This is a genomic window from Sphingomonas sp. BK345, from assembly GCF_014193845.1.
Taxonomy (GTDB): Bacteria; Pseudomonadota; Alphaproteobacteria; order Sphingomonadales; family Sphingomonadaceae; genus Sphingomonas.
In genome coordinates this window covers 233,076-249,774 of the sequence record NZ_JACHZX010000005.1, presented here as the reverse complement: position 1 = coordinate 249,774, position 16,699 = coordinate 233,076, and the positions used below count along the sequence as shown (strand labels likewise).

At 69.5% G+C, this 16,699-nt stretch carries 11 protein-coding genes; 3 read left to right on the top strand and 8 right to left on the bottom strand.

Going from position 1 to position 16,699, the window contains the following annotated elements; translation table 11 throughout:
- Positions 1-30: 30 nt before the first annotated feature.
- Positions 31-1,587, bottom strand: a complete 1,557-nt coding sequence (locus FHY03_RS16380; RefSeq protein ID WP_183931700.1) for a glycoside hydrolase 43 family protein — start codon at positions 1,585-1,587, stop codon at positions 31-33.
- Positions 1,584-2,648, bottom strand: a complete 1,065-nt coding sequence (locus FHY03_RS16375; protein WP_183931699.1) for an alpha/beta hydrolase family protein — start codon at positions 2,646-2,648, stop codon at positions 1,584-1,586. The genes FHY03_RS16380 and FHY03_RS16375 overlap by 4 nt, the downstream gene beginning before the upstream one ends.
- A 181-nt stretch (positions 2,649-2,829) precedes the next feature.
- Between FHY03_RS16375 and FHY03_RS16370 the strand changes: the two genes are divergently transcribed.
- Positions 2,830-5,364 (top strand): glycoside hydrolase family 9 protein, encoded by a 2,535-nt coding sequence (locus tag FHY03_RS16370; RefSeq protein WP_221190267.1) that lies wholly within the window; start codon positions 2,830-2,832, stop codon positions 5,362-5,364.
- Between the two features lie 6 nt (positions 5,365-5,370).
- On the opposite strand, the gene FHY03_RS16365 is transcribed toward FHY03_RS16370, so the two are convergent.
- The 5 genes from FHY03_RS16365 to FHY03_RS16345 all read right to left on the bottom strand — a co-directional run bounded on the left by FHY03_RS16365 (position 5,371) and on the right by FHY03_RS16345 (position 11,876).
- Entirely contained in the window at positions 5,371-6,873 is a 1,503-nt protein-coding gene (locus FHY03_RS16365) for a hypothetical protein (RefSeq protein WP_183931698.1), read from the bottom strand.
- An 82-nt stretch (positions 6,874-6,955) separates the two neighbouring features.
- The gene (locus FHY03_RS16360) at positions 6,956-7,384 is read right to left on the bottom strand and encodes a response regulator (protein WP_183923284.1); all 429 of its coding nucleotides are present in this window, start codon (positions 7,382-7,384) and stop codon (positions 6,956-6,958) included.
- Complete coding sequence (locus FHY03_RS16355) at positions 7,374-8,477, bottom strand: GAF domain-containing protein (RefSeq protein ID WP_183923286.1); 1,104 nt, start codon at positions 8,475-8,477, stop codon at positions 7,374-7,376. Before FHY03_RS16355 ends, FHY03_RS16360 begins: the two co-directional genes overlap by 11 nt.
- Positions 8,478-8,556: 79 nt before the next feature.
- A complete protein-coding gene (locus FHY03_RS16350; protein WP_183931697.1) occupies positions 8,557-11,568 on the bottom strand; it encodes a glycosyl hydrolase family 28-related protein in 3,012 nt (1,003 codons plus the stop codon).
- Between the two features lie 59 nt (positions 11,569-11,627).
- Positions 11,628-11,876: a helix-turn-helix transcriptional regulator gene (locus tag FHY03_RS16345; RefSeq protein WP_183923291.1), complete on the bottom strand. Its 249-nt coding sequence runs from the start codon at positions 11,874-11,876 to the stop codon at positions 11,628-11,630.
- A gap of 197 nt (positions 11,877-12,073) precedes the next feature.
- Here FHY03_RS16345 and FHY03_RS16340 point away from each other — a divergent pair, with 197 nt between their 5' ends.
- Complete coding sequence (locus FHY03_RS16340; RefSeq protein WP_183931696.1) at positions 12,074-12,751, top strand: FCD domain-containing protein; 678 nt, start codon at positions 12,074-12,076, stop codon at positions 12,749-12,751.
- A 34-nt stretch (positions 12,752-12,785) separates the two neighbouring features.
- Here FHY03_RS16340 and FHY03_RS16335 read toward each other — a convergent pair whose 3' ends face one another.
- The gene (locus tag FHY03_RS16335; protein WP_311722005.1) at positions 12,786-13,331 is read right to left on the bottom strand and encodes a gluconokinase; all 546 of its coding nucleotides are present in this window, start codon (positions 13,329-13,331) and stop codon (positions 12,786-12,788) included.
- A 209-nt stretch (positions 13,332-13,540) separates the two neighbouring features.
- Between FHY03_RS16335 and FHY03_RS16330 the strand changes: the two genes are divergently transcribed.
- On the top strand, positions 13,541-16,582 hold the full coding sequence (locus FHY03_RS16330) for a TonB-dependent siderophore receptor (protein ID WP_183931695.1): 3,042 nt from the start codon (positions 13,541-13,543) through the stop codon (positions 16,580-16,582).
- The last annotated feature ends 117 nt before the right edge of the window (positions 16,583-16,699 follow it).

Here is a 16,699-nt window from a genome sequence, read left to right as displayed (position 1 = left end):
AAGGGGATGATCGCTAAGCACCTACGCTCGCTACGGCCGCGCGTCCGCAGCCACCGGCGACAGCGTGAACGAGTCCACGTCCACCCACCCCTTGCTCTCGCCCGGCGCGTAGCAGAACAAGGCGAACTGCTCGCCCTGGAAGGTGCCGGTGCGCCAGGCGAAGCGCAGCGGGAATTCGCCGCCGAGCCCGCGCCAGCGGCGCCCGTCCTCGCTGTACGCGACGCGACCGCTGGATGCCTTGAAGTCCATCTCGGTGCGCAGCCACAGCCGATTGCCCGAGAGTGGCACGGAGGCGCGCGTCTGGGTACGCGCGCCCTCGACCTGGTCCTCGGTCACCTCCATCGCCAGTAACGCGCGTCCATCCGCTCCGCGCATCGCGGTAAGGTTGGCGCTGACCTGGCCGAGGGTGCCGAAGCCGCAGCGGTCGCCCGGTGCGAGATGCGCGAGGTCGAGCACCACCTCGCCGCGGCTGGCCGGCCCCTGGCCCTTCTGCGTCAGCGTGTTGCGTGCCTCCCAGAAGCGCGCCGCGCGTGTAGGGCGCAGCCGCAGCCAGCCCGGCCGATCGGTCAGCGACCAGCGGCGGTCGTCCGGATTGTGGTTCCACTGCCACTGGACGCCCAGCGCCGGGCGGTCGAACGTGTCGGACGAGGGCGGCTCGGCGAAGGCGCCGCCGGCGATCGGCTTGCGCGCGCGGGCGGGCACGCGGCCCGGCGCGTCGGGCGTGCCCCAGACGGGCCAGTCGTCTTTCCAGAACACGGGCGAGACGTTGGTCATCCGCCCGATCGCGCCGCTGTCCTCCATCACGAAGCCGAACCAGTCGCCGCCGGGCAGGTCGACCAGCGCCCCCTGGTGGCCGCCGCTGCGATCGTCGATCTGATCGCGCGTCTCCCACGGGCCGAACAGGCTGCGCGAGCGCGACACGCTCAGCGCCAGCCTCGGCGGCAGCGCGTTGAAGAGGTAGTAATAGTCGCCGCGCCGGATCAGCTTCGAGCCTTCCGCGCCCTTGATGTAATGAATCTTGCGCGCGGCGGTGACCTTGGAGAGCGTGCGGTCGAGCGTCAGCAGCGTGATCGTGCCGTCGGCGGTGGTGGCGGTCGCCAGATAGGCGCGGCCGTCGGACTCGATGAACAGGCCGGGATCGAACGCCTCGCGGTCCAGCTCGTGGTAGCGCCATGGGCCGCGGATGGTCTTGGCGTAGTAGATCCGCGTCTTCTGCCCGACCGGGGTGATCGCGAGATAGAAGGTGCCGTCGTGGTGGCGCAGGCTCGCGGCGTACAGACCCTTGCGATAGGCGTTGCCGCCGACGAGATCGTAGCGCGGGTCGCCATCAAGCTTCGTCGCGACATGGGTCGCGATCGTCCAGTTGATCAGGTCGCGACTGTGCAGGATCGTGATGCCGGGGACGTTCACGAAGGTGGTCGAGACGAAATAATAGTCACGCCCGACGCGGATCACGTCAGGGTCGGGATAATCGGCGTAGAGCACCGGGTTGCGATAGCTGCCGTCACCCTGGTCGGCGCGCCACACCTGTGCGGTCGCAACCCCCGAGACGGCGAGCAGCAGCGCCGCCAGCGCGACGCGCCTCACGGGAACACCAGAGCGCGGGAGAAGAAGGGGATCACCTGATCCTGCACGCGCGTCGCCACGCCGCTGACATGGTCGCCGGGATATACCGCGAAATCGTGCCTGATGCCGTAGCGGTCGAGCGCGGCGTGGAGCGCCTGCGCGTCGTCCTTCAGCCCGTCGCGGTCGCCGACGTCGAGCCCGATCGCGCGATACTGGCGCAGGCTGCCGACATATTGGTCGAGCATCGCCAGCGGCGCGTTGGCCGCCCAGCGCGCCACGACATCCGGGCGCGGCTGGCCGTTCTCGGTGGGCAGGTCGAGGAAGAGCGGCGGCTTGGCGGGATTGGGCGACCAGGCCGCCGCGGCGGCGAGCTGCGCGCGCTGACCCCAGCTCAGCGTCGCCGAGTCGGCGGGCGAGCGCAGCGCGACGAAGGTCTTCTCGTCGGCGGCGGCGTCCCCGCCCGGCGTGCGCGCGGAGAGACAGCACGGGCTCATCATGTACAGCGCGCCGAAGGTCTCCGGGTGCTTCATCCCGATCCGCGCAGTCCCGTAGCCGCCCATCGAGTGGCCGGCGAGCCCGCGGCTGTTCTGATCGGCGACGGTGCGATAGTGTGAGTCGATGTAGCCGACGACGTCACGCGCGACGAAGTTCTCGAAGTCGCCCGTCGTCACTGAGCTCGAATACATCGAGCCGTTGTGCGCGGTCTTGCTGTCGGGCAGCACCACGATCATCTCGCGCGCGCCCTGCGCGAAAGCCCCCTCGATCGTCTGTGGCACGTGGATCTCGCGGGTCCATTGCTCCGCCCCGATCGAATAGCCGTGGAGCGCGTAGACCACCGGGTAGCGACGCTTCGGGCTGCTCTTGTAGCTCGGCGGTAGCACGACCAGCACAATACGGTCGGCGCTGTCGCCTTCCAGGCTGCCCTCGAGCGAACGACCGTGGACGGTGATCCGCTCGACCGTCGCGGGTTTCGCGCCCGCGACAGCGGAGGGCGCGGGCGTGGAGACCTGAGCCGGCGCCGCGGATGCAAGCAGCGCGCCTAGCATCGCCACAGCGGCGCGCCATGACCGATCGATCCTCATCCACCCTCTCCTGTTACCGCTATCTGCCAACGGCACGCGGTCTCTCGAGAAGAGAGTAGGTAGATGAGCGTTCAGCCGTCAATGCCCGCTGGCTTGATCCACGGCATATGGCGCGCGTCGATGTTAGCGCTATACAAACCCCCGTGATCGGCGACGAACGACCGGCGCACGGAGGACGAGGATGAGCAAGGCGCGTATCGGCATCGGCCTATCGGTCATCGCCATGCTGCTGGCGAGCACGGCGTCGGCGCAGCCGCGTCGCGCCGCGCCGCCCGCGGGCGAGCTGACGCTCAACAAGAGCGGCTATTACGAAGCGCCCGGCGCCAACGTGCTGGTCTTCTCCAACTGGTACGACGGGCTGTTCGCCGATTCGAAGATCAGCGGCGTCGAGATCATCCAGCAGGACGAGCGGATCGCCACCAACGGCGACGTCCGTCTCGCCGCCACGCCGGGCCAGTGGGACCCGACCGCGCGCTTCATCGGGCGCGAGGTCGACCAGCGCAGCGGCGCGATCACGGTGACGCTGGAATATCCCGACCAGCACTGGCGCTACCGCATCCGCTCGGAGCGAGCGGGCGGCGCGGTGAAGGTCTCCGTGCTGCTCGACCAGCCGGTGCCCGCCGCACTGGCCGGCCGCGCCGGCTTCAACCTCGAGTTCCTGCCGGCCGCCTACTTCCACCACGGCTATCTCGCCGACGACCGCACCGGCACCTTCCCGCTCTACCCCGCCGACGCGATGACTCGCACGCCAGAGCGCAACGCCGCGAGCGGCCGCGCCGAGGGCCCTGGCGCCGAGCCGCAGGCGATCGCCGCGGCGCGCCGCTTCGTGCTCGCGCCCGAGGACGCGGCCCGGCGCGTGACGATCGAGTCGAGCGAGCCCGTGCAGCTGTACGACGGGCGCAATCAGGCGCAGAACGGCTGGTTCGTGCTACGCTCGCTACTCCCGACCGGGAAGACCGGGACGGTGCTGGAATGGACGGTGCGCCCGACCAGCGTACCCGGCTGGCGTCGCGCGCCGGTGATCGCGCACTCGCAGCTGGGCTATACACCGGCTGGGAGCAAGGTGGCGACGATCGAGCTCGACCGCGCCGACACGCGCGCGCTCACGCCGCGGCTGCTGCGCGTCGGCAGTGACGGCGCGATGACGCCGGTGGCGATCCCCGCCGCCAAGCGTTGGGGCGACTATCTGCGCTATTCCTACCTGCGGCTCGACTTCAGTGCGGTGCGTCAGCCCGGCCTCTACGTGCTCGAATATGGCTCCACGCGCACCGCGCCGTTCCGCATCGCCGACGACGTCTATGCCGGCGCGTGGCACCCGACGCTCGACGTCTATTTCCCCGTCGCAATGGACCATATGTTCGTCAACGAGGGGTATCGCGTGTGGCACGGCGAGGCGCATCGCGACGACGCGCGTCAGGCACCGGTCAACCACGAGCATATCGACCTCTACGCGCAAGGGCCGACGACCGACAGCAAGTACAAGCCGGGGGAGCATATCCCGGGGCTCAACACCGGCGGCTGGTTCGACGCAGGCGACTTCGACATCCGCACCCAGTCGCAATACCAGGTGATCCGCTCGATGGTGGACAGCTGGGAGCGCTGGCGTCCGACGCGCGACACCACCGCGGTGGACGAGACGCGCCGCCGCACCGAGCTGCACGTGCCTGACGGCACGCCCGACCTGCTTCAGCAGATCGCGCATGGCACGCGCCAGCTGGTGGCGCAGTTCGACGCGGTCGGCCACGCCATCCACGGCATCGTCGAGCCCGACGTCGCGCAATATACGCATCTCGGCGACGCCTCGACCAAGACCGACGGGCTGGTCTACGATCCGTCGCTCAAGCTCGGCGAGGAGAAGGGTGGCCGCAGCGGCATGCCCGACGATCGCTGGGCCTTCACCACCAAGGCGTCCGCGCTCAACTACGGCTCGATCGCGGGTCTGGCCGCGGCGTCGCGCGCGCTCCAGTCGGCCGACCCGGACTTGGCGAAGCGCGCGCTCGCGCTGGCCACCGCGACCTGGGCCGAGGAGCAGTCGCACCCGCCCGACCTCTACCAGCACGGCAACACCACCGGCGGTCCGCTCGAGATGGAGCGCTTCTCCGCCGCGGTCGAGCTGCTGCGCGCCACCCGCGACCCGCGCTACGTCACCGCGGTGGAGACGCTGTACCCTGAGGTGGAGAAAAGGTTCGCGGCGAGCCTGCGCGACGCGCTCGCGGCGGTCCCTTTCATGCCCGCTTCCTACCGAGCGCGGCTGATCCCGGCGGTCCGCGCCTATGCGGCCGAGGCGGACAAGGGCGCGACCGCCAACCCCTTCGGCGTACCGATCACCACGGGCGGCTGGGCCGGCAGCGGCACGGTGATGGGCTATGCGCTCAACGCCTATGCGCTGCACAAGGCCTTCCCCGAGATCGTCCCCGCCGACGCGGTCTTCCGCGGCGCCGAGTTCCTGCTCGGCCACCATCCCGGCTCGGACCGCTCGTTCGTCTCGGGCGTGGGGACGCTGTCGAAGGAGGTCGCCTATGGTAACAATCGCGCCGACTTCTCCTTCATCGCCGGCGGTGTCGTCCCCGGCGTGCTGGTGATCAAGCCCGACTTCCCCGAGAACCACGAGGACTGGCCATTCTTCTGGGGCGAGAACGAATATGTCATTCCCGAGGGCGCGATGTGGATCGAGCTGGCGCAGGCGGTCGACGAGCTCGCGCGCGAGCGGCGGTGAAGTGCCCTACACCGCCGTCCCGCTCGCCGCTGGCGCGGGCGCGGGCGCGCGCCGGCGCGATCCCGCCAGCACGGCGGTCGCGAGCAGCGGCAGCAGCCAGATAACGCGGCTCTGATAGCGGTCGTGCGGCTTGGAGAAGGCGCCGCACACCGTGGCGTTGAGCAGGATGCCCGCCAGCACGATCGCGACACAGCCGCGCGTGGCCGCCGGCATCGTGTCGCGCCGCACCAGGCCGAGCGCGAGCAGCGTGGCGAGCGCGAGCAGCGTCACCGGCGCGGCGAGCAGGTCGTAATAGCCGGTCGGGAAGTCGCTCTCGGCGGCGCGGGTCGAGTCGAACGCGGCGCGCACCGCGGGGGGCAGCTTGTCGCGGTTGATCCCCCCGAGCCGCGCGTCGGCGATGTCGTCCACCTGCCAGCGGAGCAGTTGCCCGCCGATGTTGCGCAGCGAGACGCCGATCACCGCGAGCGGCTGGTCGGCCAGAACCGCGAGCACGAAGCTGCGCTCCTCGGCGGCGACGCGGCGCCGGTCTTCCGGCGGCATGCCCATGAAGCTGCCGCGGCCGCTCGCCCACAGAAAGGAGTCGCTGTCCTCAGGGATGGAGTCGCGATACCGGCAGAGCGTCAGCGTCGCGCCCTCGGCGCAGGCGCGATCGAGATAGTCGCGTCCCGGTCCGTCGGCGATCAGCCGCGCCGCCACGAACGGTGGCCGCACCGGTGGATAGCCGGTCATCTTGCGCACCGCCGCGCCGAACGCCGCCTCGCCGGCCACGCCGACCAGCAGCGCCAGCACGACCGGGACGAGACACAGCGCGCTGCGCGTCCCCGCCCGCCACAGCAGCAGCACGCCGACCAAGAGGCCGATCACGAGCAGGTTGCCGCTGTGGAACAACGCCGCGGCGGCGAGCAGCAACGACCAGAAAACGCGCTCGCCGCGCACCATCGCGCGCCAGTAGAGCGCGATCTGCGCGGTCGCCAGGATCGCGAGCGGCGCGAAGATGTCGGGCATCAGCAGCGCCACTTGGAGCCCGACGCTGGTCACGAGCGGCACGGCGAGCACCGGCCACAGCCGCTCGGGCGACTCAAGCCGGCTGGCGACACGGCGCGCGGCGAGCAGCGCCGCCGTGGCGGTCACCAGTGCCTGGACGATCGCCACCCACCAGAAGCTGCCGAGCCAGTCGGCGGCGTAGAGCAGCGCGCCATAGTAGACCGAGCGGCCTGACAGCACGACCGGGAAGTTGCCGGCCGGGGCCGTCGCGGGCACCGACAACTCGCCGCTGGCGGGTGCGCGCGCCATTGCCGGCCCCGGCGCCGCGCTGGCCGCGAGCGCGCGCTTGGCATCGTCCGACCAGGCCGAGCTGTGCCCCGTCACCGCGACCACGGCGGCATCGACGCCGCGAATATAGGTGGTCGTGTCGGGGAATTGCAGCACGCCACGGTTCACCGCCGCCGGCAACAGCAGCAACAGCGCGAGCAGCGCGATGAGGCCGGCGAGAACGCCCCGACCTTGCATATGTCCCCCTGGTTGCCCGCCAACCGCTTAGCTCTTCGGGGATAGCAGGGTCCAGCGGTGATCGGAGCCTGGAACGGGACGGTTACGCGCGCGCGAAGACGTGCATGCTCTTGGGCACCTCGACGTCGCGTTCGCCCGCGGCGATCCGATAGGCCGCCTCGACCGCGCGGCTCAGCGCGGCGGTGGCGAAGGGCTTGCCGACGCAGCCGATGATCAGCGGGTGATCCGCCACGGTCGGGCAGTTGCCGCTGACGTAGAGGCAGGGCACCCCGCGCGCCGAGAGCTCGCGCGCCACGGTGAGGCCGCTGTCATTCTCCGCCAGCCGCACGTCGCACAAGGCGAGATCGATCGTCTCGCGCGCGGCGATCGCCAGCGCCTCGCTCGCGCTCTCCGCCACGCCGACGACGAGGTGGCCCGCCATGGTCAGCGCATCCTCGACGAGCATCGCGATGATCGCCTCGTCCTCGACCACGAGCAGGCGGAGCGAGCGGGTGTCGGCGTCAGCCTGCATGAGCGAGTGGGAACCTCAGGTGGATGGCGCCGGCCTCCTCGTAGAGGCTGGCGTTGAGCTGGCGCAGCAGCGAGCTGGCGAGCCGGTCGAGCGGTGGCGCGGCCGCCGGCTCTGCCGCGACGGTGATCCGCGCCTCCAGCGTGGCGGCGCGGCGCGCGACGGCGACGCGCGCGCCGGCACCGACACGGCGATCGAGCAAAGCGTGGACCAGGAGCGAGAAGGCGACCGCCTGTTCGATCGGGATCATCACCGGCTCCGCCGCCTCGACGCGCCCGTCACCGCCGGTGGTGAGTTCGACCGCGCCGTGCAGGATCTCGACCGCGTCGACCGCGAGCGAGGCGCCGTCGGCTTGGTAGAGCGGCCGGTGCGCCAGCGCGATCAGCTCGAGCCGCTCTGCGACGGTGGTCAGCGCCGGCGGCGCCGGCTCGACGCCGCGCAGTTCGTTGCGCACTACACCGACCGCCATCTGCAGATTGTTGCGGACACGGTGGTTGAGCTCGGCGAGCAGCCGATCGCGCTCGGCGATGTTGCGACGCAGCACTTCCTCGTGGCGCAGCCGCAGTTTGGCCAGCGCGACATAATGGCATAGCGTATGGAGCAGCTGCAGCTCCTCGGCGGTGAAACATGGGCTGTCGCGGCGCCCGAAACCGAGCGTGCCGAGCAGCCGCTCGCCGTCGAGCAGCGGAGTGCAGGCGTAACAGTCGAGCCCGATGGAGCGGACGAACGCCAGCTGCGGCGAGTCGGAGCGCTGCACCCGCTCGGCGTGGATGCGGCGGCGCTCCAGCGCGGCGCAGCCGCACACCGCCTCACCCAGCCGCAGCTCAGCGCCGTCCTGCGTCTGCTGCTCGGTCAACCCGGCATAGGCCACGAGCCGCAGCACACCGTCGTCGTGGCGGTAATTGAAGAAGACGTCGAGCCGCAGCTCGGCGCGGATCAGCGCAAACAGCTCGTCGACCATCCGCGCCGGATCGGTCGCGGCGAGCAGCCGGTCGGCCGCCTCCGCGGCGAGCGCGAGATAGCGGCGCGACAGGTCGGGCGCCGCCGCGGCGTCGACCGGATATGTGGGTGGGCGCTCGCGCTCGACCTCCGACATGGCGGCTGGTTAGCCCGCGCGTGTAGAAATTTACAGGGCAAATCCACTCGCTTAGGTGAATCATGCGCAGGTGACTGACTTACATCGGCGAGGCGTAGAGCGCGTGATGGGTCAGGATGTACAAGGTGCGGCGGTCCGCGCCCCCGATCAGCAGCTGGAGTGGCCGCTCGGGCACGTCGATGCGCCTGGTCTCGCTGCCGTCGGGCGCGTAGACGAAGACCTGGCCGTTGGCGACGTAGAGGTTGCCGGCGTCGTCGCGCGCGACGCTCTCGCCGCCGCGCTCGACCACCACCTTGAGGTCGGTCACCTGCCCACCCGCGCCGACCAGGCCGCTGTAGGTGCGGTTCTCCGAGGCGTTGGTCAGCGTCACCCGGCTGCCCGGCGCCGCCCCGACGAGCCCGTAGGAGTCGAGCGTGTCGGACCAGCGCCAGCCGATGTAATCGTCCGGCCCCTGGTTCCAGACACGGAAGGCAGGCAGCACCAGCGAGCCGTCGGGCGAGACATATTCCTGCGGCTTCGCCTCGCCCATCTTGCTGGTGAAGAAGTAGGAGAGCGGCGGGAACTCGTAGGTCTTCGGGTCGATCCGATCGGCGAATTCGCCGTTGGCCCAGACGTTGACTGGCAGCAGCGTGGCGGCGCCGGGATGCGCACGCGCCGCGGTCGGCGCGATGACACGCACGTCCTCGGGCCTGGCGGGATCGATGCTGTAGACCGTGCCGTCGCGCCCGGCCGAGGACTGCACGAGCAGGTCGCCCGATCGCGCCACCGCCAGATTGACCGGATCGAGCGGCGCCTGCGCCACGGTCGACAGCCCCTCCGCGCGCGACCAGCCGTGGATGCGGTGAAAGAAGCGATCGATGAAGTAGAGCTTGCCCGCCTTGTCCACCGCGCCGCCCGCGATCGAGTAGAAGCCGTCGGCCAGCTTCTCGACTCCGGGTGACACCGGCACCGCGGAGGCGGTCGCCGCGCTCGCCGCGACCGCGGGCACGTCGAGCCGCGCGAACTCGCGCTCGCGCACCTCCTGCTGGCGCGTCATGTCCTTGATCGCGTTCTCGAACGGATATTTGCTCGCGCGCAGATAAGTGCCGCAGCCCTTGGCGTCACAGCTGGCGAAGCCGCTCTCCGCATTGACGTGGACGTTGCGGAAGCGGATGTCGCTCGACTGATACAGCTTCACTGCCGCGTCCATCGGCTTGATCGTCCGCGTCACGCGATAGCCGTGGTAGTTGGCGAACAGGATGTTGCGCGAGTGGTGGATCTCGGTCGAGACCGCATTGACGCCGTCGCGCACCTCCTGCTCGGTCTGCGGCGCGAGGAACTCCCAGTTCTCGACGTGATCGAGCACGATTTCGGCGCGATAATGATGCTCTGCGGAGAGCTCGTAGACGTGCCCCGGCGTCTTCGTGTCGGAAACGTAGAAGCCCGCCGACGCCAGCGTGTTGGGCGACCAGATCGCGGCGAAGGTGCCGCCGCCCCCATCGGTGACCCAGATGCTGGGGTGCTGGCCGTCCTGACGCGCCTGCGGGTCGTTGGGCTTGATGGCGCTGCCCTTGGTCAGCACTGTCCCGCCACCGCCCTGGATCTTGACGTCGTTGACCATCGAGGCGGCGCCGGCGCGCCACAGCAGCGCGGTCGCGCGCGGGTTGACGCTGCCAGTCCACAGCCCGATGCCGTGGACGATCGCCTTGCCGCCCCTGGCGCTCTCCAGCAGCGCACGCGCGCCGCCGACACCCGCGTAATTCGGCGCGTTGTCGGGCAGATAGAGATGGGTCAGGCTGGGGTGCAGCGCGATCAGCACGCTGTCGGGGCGCAGCCTGAGCGTGTCGGTGACGCGATAGCGCCCCATCGGCAGGTACAGCACGCGGTGCGTGTCGATCGCGCGCTGCAGCGCCGCGGTGTCGTCGGTGGCGTCGTCCCCCTTCACGCCAAGCGTGCGCACGTTGACCCACTGGCTGACCGGGGGCAGCGCGGCGATGGCCGGCGTCGGTCCGCGCGGCGCGCGGGAGAGCGGGGCGATATCAACCGTGGTCGCGGTCTTGCCGATCTCACCCAAGCCGGCAAGCGCGAGACCGTGCGAGAAATCGGCAATATGGTAGCGCCTCCCCTTGCCCGCGATCGTCCGCCCGCTGTCGCGGAAGCGCGCGAACACCGGCGTGTCGCTCGCCACCGCGTGGTCGAAGCCGATCTGGGTGAAGACGCTGCTCTCCTCCGAGATCACCACCGCCGCCTGGCTGACGCGCTCGAAGCGCACGTCCTTGCCCCATAGGGAGTCGGACCAGCCGCGATCGATGTCGATGCCGATCGGCGTGTCGCGGATGGCGACGTTGACCAGCGTGAGATCGACCTCATGCTCGCGGATCGCGGCGTCGCGCTGGCCCTCGAATTCGGAGTCGATCAGCGTGAACTGCCACGCCGGCGAGGTCTTCTCGCTCAGGATGCCGTAGCGCCCGCCGTAGAAGCGCAGGTCCTCGAACTCGTTGCCTGCCTGGTAGACACCCGCCAGCGCCGAGCCGAGATGGAAGTCGGCGTGTCGGACATAGCCGTGCTGCGCGACGCGGAAGCGCACCGCCACCGCGCCCTCGTTGCCCGCGCCGACGCGAAAGTCGACGTTGGCGATCGCCGAGTAGAAGGTGCTCGACGTCGCGTCATAGACATTGGGATCGAACGGCACCGTGGTGAGCGGCGGCACCGCGACCTTGCCGACGCGATACTGGTCCTCGCCGGTGAAGGCGAGCATCGCCGCCACGCCGCTGCCGAAGCCGGGGGTGGTATCGCCCAGCACGATCTCGGGCCGGGTCTTGCCGACGCCGAAGAGCCGCACCGCGGGCCGCACCAGGATCGTGCGCGTGATGCGGTAGCGGCCCGAGGGCAGGAAGACGATGCCGCCGCTCCCGCTCGCCGCGGCCTGGTCGATCGCCTGCTGGATCGCCGCACTGTCGTCGGCGCGCCCGTCGCCGACGCCGTGGACGGTGATCGCGCGCGGATCGTCCGGTTGAGTGAGATAGACCGAGGTCGAGCGCGCCGCCGCGGGCACCGCCGTTCCCGCCGCCAGCGCCACCGCCGCGGCACCCAGCCACCTCTTCGCCCGCATCGCGCGCCTCCCGCTTTCTCGTTATCTTACATGTGCTTACCGGGCGATCGCGCGGCGCGCTAGCCGGCGTGAGCGGCCATCGCCTCGGCCACCACTGCCACCTGCGTGCGGTTGCGGACGTTGAGCTTGCGCATCAGCGCGGTCATGTGCGCCTTCACCGTCGCCTCGGCGATGCCGAGGTCGAAAGCGATCTCCTTGTTGAGTCGCCCCGAGCGCACGCCGCGCAGCACCTTCACCTGCGTCGGGGTGAGATGCGCCAGCGTCGCAACGCCATCGGTCGGTCCGTCAGGGATAGCGCCCGTCGTCATCCTGCTCCTCCTTCGCGGTCGTCGCCGCGCCCCTATCGGCTCATCCACCCGCAATCGGTTGGACAGCTTTGTTCGATATGAGCCCTTTTCTACCGGTCAATCAAGTCGATTTGCTTCAGTGGCGGCAAACCTGTCTGACAGGCATCCTCCTCGCCACGATGGCTGCGCTAGGTTATGCCAGAGCCGAGGAGAGGAGCGTGAGCGAGGGACGGCTGACCGATCGCGCCTATGCCGCGATCGTGCGGATCATCAACGACGAGGCGCTGGCGGTCGGCGACCGGCTCCCGTCCGAGGCGCGCCTGGCCGAGAGCTTCGGCATGTCGCGCGCGATCGTGCGCGAGGCGCTTGCCCGCCTGGCATCGGACGGGATCACCGAGGCGCGACGCGGCGCCGGCTCCTACGTCAAGCGCCGCCCCTCGGCGCGGCTGGACACGCACATGCCGATGGACACCTTGGCCTCGGCGATGGGCACCTATGAGGTGCGCTTCGTGCTCGAAGCCGAGGCGGCGCGGCTGGCGGCGCTGCGTCGCTCGCCCGCGCAAATGGAGGCGATCGAACGCGCTCTGGCGGCGCTGCGTGCCGCGCTGCTCTCCCACGCGCCGGCGCACGACGAGGACTGGCGGCTGCATCGCGCGATCGTCGAGGCCACCGCCAACGCGTCCTTCCCGCTGGTGTTCGACCAGCTGCTCGACGGCGTGATGCGCGTGCTGCGCGCGGGTGTCGACATCTCGCGCTCACGCCCACCCGCCGTGATCGGCGCGATGATGGAAGAGCATGACGCGATCGTCGACGCGATCCGCGCGCAGGACGCCGAGGGCGCCGCGCTGGCGATGCGCTGGCATCTCTCGCAGGGAAGACGACGGCTGATGCCGTGAAATCCTCCCCGGCACGGGGAGGATTACTAGCGCTTCACCCCAGCCCCAACCACGCGCGCACCGCCGCCACCAGCTCGTCGGGCGGGCGGGTCGAGTCCAGCGTCAACGCGCGCTCGTCCGCGGTGGGCGGCTCGAGCGTGGCGAGCTGGCTGTCGAGCAGGGCGACCGGCATGTAATGGCCCGATCGGGTCGCCATCCGCCGCGCGATCGTGTCATGGTCTAGCGCGAGCAGCACGAAGGCCGGACGCAGCCCCGAGGCGTCGCCGAGCCGCTCGCGATAGGCGCGCCGTAGCGCCGAACAGGCGGCGACCGCCCGACCTCGCTCGCGCGCGGCATCGCCGAGCGCCGCGCCGAGCCGATCCAGCCAGGGCCAGCGATCCTCGTCTGTGAGCGGGTGACCGTCGCGCATCTTGGCGACGTTAGCGGCGGAGTGATAGGTGTCGCCTTCCAGCATCGGGCAGGCGAGTGCGTGCGCGAGCGCCGTGGCGAGCGTCGTCTTGCCGGTGCCGCTCACCCCCATCACCACGATCGCGAGCGCCGCCGCGCTCTCGCCCCTGACCGCCTGTCCGATCGCGTGCAATGCTCACCCCGTTGATCCGTTCGGCCCAGTCGACCGCCCCTGTCGTGCTATTCCGCGTCCGCGGCGACTTGGCCAGCGCGACCTTGGTCGGCGTCCGCTCCCGCCGCGACTTTGGTCGTAGATGATGCTGCCGCATCGATCGACTATAGCGCCGCGTAGCGAACAGCGGCACCGCAGCGACAGCGCGGGCCCTTCTCAGGGGATGGATGATGATCACGGTCAAGCGCTCAAACCTCGCCAGCCGATTTGGTAACGCTACCAGTGTCGCGACGCTGGCGATCGTCCTCGTCGCCACACCTGCCGCGGCGCAGACCCAGCCACCCGCGGGCGACGTGCCCGCCACCGCATCCGGCACGGTCACCGCCGCCCCAGACACGTCGATCACACCGGCCGACCAGGCGAGCGAGCAGGCGCCGGCGAGCGGCTCGGACATCATCGTCACCGGCTCGCGCATCACCGCGAGCGGCTTCAACGCGCCGACGCCCACCACCGTGGTCGGCGAGGAGCAGATCGCGCGCAACGCGCAGCCCAACATCTTCAATACGATCGCGCAATTGCCCTCGCTCCAGGGCTCGACCGGCGCGGCGACGGGCACGTTCAGCACCTCGAGCGGCACGCAGGGGCTCAGCTCCTTCTCGCTGCGCGGCCTGGGTACGATCCGCACGCTCACCCTGCTCGACGGCCAACGCGTGGTCGGCGCCAACGTCACTGGCGTGCCCGACATCAGCCAATTCCCGCAGCTGCTCATCAAGCGGGTCGACATCGTCACCGGCGGTGCCTCCGCCTCCTACGGCTCGGACGCGGTCGGCGGCGTGATCAACTTCGTCACCGACACGCGCTTCGAGGGGTTCAAGGCCAACGCGCAGACCGGTGTCACGACCTATGGCGACGGCGGCCAGGTGCTGCTCCAGGCCGCCGCGGGGCATGCCTTCGCCGACGACCGGCTCCACCTCGTCGTCAGCACCGAATATGCCAAGGACCAGGGTGTCGGCCCCGGCGACTTCGGCGAGGATCTCGCCGGCAGCCGCGACTGGTATCGCGCCACCACGCTGGTCGACACCGGCATCCGCAACAACGGCAACCCGCAGTTCCTCTACCGCGATCACGGCCAAGCCTATCAGTACACCAAGTACGGGCTGATCTCGGCCGGCCCGCTGCAGGGCACCGCGTTCGACGCCAGCGGCAATCCGGTGCCGTTCAACTATGGCTCGAACGGCGTCCCGTCGAAGACCGCGGGCGGCAGCGTGATCGGCTGCTATGTCGGCTTCTGCGTCGGCGGCGACCAGTCGGGCCATGTCGGATCGGGCACCTCGCTTCAATCGGGGCTGGAGCGGATCAACGGTTATACCCGCGTCGGCTTCGACGTGACGCCCGACATGGAGCTCTACGTCACCGCCAATATCGCGCAGGTGAAAAGCAACAACCAACCCAACCCCGGCGCCGCCCGCACCGGGCTGACGATCCAGTGCGCCAACCCCTATCTGCCCGCCTCGATCGCGGCCGGATGCGCCGCAAACAACATCACCAGTTTTTCTTATGGCCTGAGCAACGCGATCCTGCCCAACATCAAGGTCAACACCGATCGGCGCCAGTATCGCTTCGTCGGCGGCCTGAAAGGCAAGGCAGACCTGTTCGGAGACGACTGGACCTACGATCTCTACTACGAGCACGGCATCAACATCACCGACATCAACGTCGACAACATCAGCATCAACCGCCGCTACGACCAGGCGATCAACGCCGTCCGGCTGAACGGCGAGATCGTCTGCGCCAATCCGGTGGCGCGCGCGCAGGGCTGTCGCCCGATCAACATCTTCGGCAACTTCCAGCCGTCGTCCGAGGCGTTGGCCTATATCGTGCCGGAGAACGGTCCGTTCCAGCACACCCGGCAGACGCAGGACGCCGCCGGCGCGAGCATCTCGGGCACCCCGGTCGATCTCTGGGCCGGGCCGCTCGCGATCGCGATGGGCGTCGAGTATCGCAAGGAAGCCTATCGTGTGCGCGCTGACCCCTATGGCGCGGGCGTGACCGACCTCAGCCCGAACTCGGCGCTCTACCCGGCCGACCCGATCCTCAACGCCACCGACGGCAGCAACTGGTACGCGGGCAATTACAAGAACGGCCGCGGCAAGTATGACGTGGTCGAGAGCTTCGTCGAGCTCAACCTGCCGCTGCTCGACTCGGCCGCGCTGGGCAAGGCGAACGTCAACGTCGCTGGCCGGTCGACGCGCTACTCTACCTCGGGCGTAATCTATGCCTGGAAGATCGGCGGCACCTGGGAGACGCCGATCGACGGCTTCCGCCTGCGCGCGGTGACGTCACGCGACGTGCGCGCGCCCAACCTCTCCGAGCTGTTCGCCGCGCCGGTCACCACCACCGTGCCGAACTTCACCGACCCGCGCCCGACCGCGGCCAATCCCAACGGCCAGCAGGTGCTGATCATCCAGAACACGATCGGCAATTCGGCGCTTCGCCCGGAGACGGCGCGCAGCACGGAGCTGGGCGCGGTGCTGTCGCAGCCGAGCTGGGCACCGGGGCTGAGCCTGTCGTTCGACTATTACAAGATCAAGGTGAAGGACGTTGTCTCCAGCCTGTCGGCCCAGCAGATCGTCAATCTCTGCGTGGTGTCGAACATCCCCGACACGTGCGGCGCCTTCAACCTCGACGGCGACTCCAAGTTCGTCAACGTCCAGTCGTTCAACCTCGCCTCGATCGACACCGACGGGTTCGACATCGAGGCCAGCTACCAGTGGCGCAACCCGCTCTCGCTCGGCGGCAGCTTCACCATGCGCGCGCTGGCGACACACGTGATCAAGTTCGTCACCGATCCCGGTCTGCCCGGCACGGTGCCGGTCGATACCGCCGGCGCCAACTCGGGCGCGACGCCCGACTGGAAGCTGCTCGCGATCCAGACCTATGAGAACGACAAGTTCAACCTCACCTTGCAACAGCGCTGGTTCAGCAACGGCGTGATTGGTAACCAATATGTCGTCTGTGACCCCGGCACTTGCCCGGTGTCGACGACCGCCAACCCGACGATCGACTATAATCGCATGAAGGGTGCCTTCTACTTCGACATCGGGGGCGGGGTGAACGTGACGAAGGAGGTCAGCATGTACTTCAAGGTCGACAATCTGTTCGACCACGATCCGGAACCTTCGCCGCAGACCAACACCGGCCTCGACGTGAACCCGGCACTGTACGACACGCTGGGGCGGATCTACCGCGTCGGTGTTCGCGCGCGATTCTGAGCTCGTAGAGGGCCCCTACCCGCTCCACTGTTCCCCGGCGAAGGCCGGGGCCCAGTTGGGCGGACCATCATGAGTGACACTGCCCTCCCCCCAACTGGACCCCGGCCTCCGTCGGGG

What these genes read in the sequence shown, in the direction of transcription:
- FHY03_RS16365 (WP_183931698.1), bottom strand. Translation starts at nt 6,873, where the DNA reads ATGCAAGGTCGGGGCGTTCTCGCCGGCCTCATCGCGCTGCTCGCGCTG.
- FHY03_RS16350 (WP_183931697.1), bottom strand. Translation starts at nt 11,568, where the DNA reads ATGCGGGCGAAGAGGTGGCTGGGTGCCGCGGCGGTGGCGCTGGCGGCG.
- FHY03_RS16370 (WP_221190267.1), top strand. Translation starts at nt 2,830, where the DNA reads ATGAGCAAGGCGCGTATCGGCATCGGCCTATCGGTCATCGCCATGCTG.
- FHY03_RS16345 (WP_183923291.1), bottom strand. Translation starts at nt 11,876, where the DNA reads ATGACGACGGGCGCTATCCCTGACGGACCGACCGATGGCGTTGCGACG.
- FHY03_RS16360 (WP_183923284.1), bottom strand. Translation starts at nt 7,384, where the DNA reads ATGCAGGCTGACGCCGACACCCGCTCGCTCCGCCTGCTCGTGGTCGAG.
- FHY03_RS16355 (WP_183923286.1), bottom strand. Translation starts at nt 8,477, where the DNA reads ATGTCGGAGGTCGAGCGCGAGCGCCCACCCACATATCCGGTCGACGCC.
- FHY03_RS16330 (WP_183931695.1), top strand. Translation starts at nt 13,541, where the DNA reads ATGATCACGGTCAAGCGCTCAAACCTCGCCAGCCGATTTGGTAACGCT.
- FHY03_RS16375 (WP_183931699.1), bottom strand. Translation starts at nt 2,648, where the DNA reads ATGAGGATCGATCGGTCATGGCGCGCCGCTGTGGCGATGCTAGGCGCG.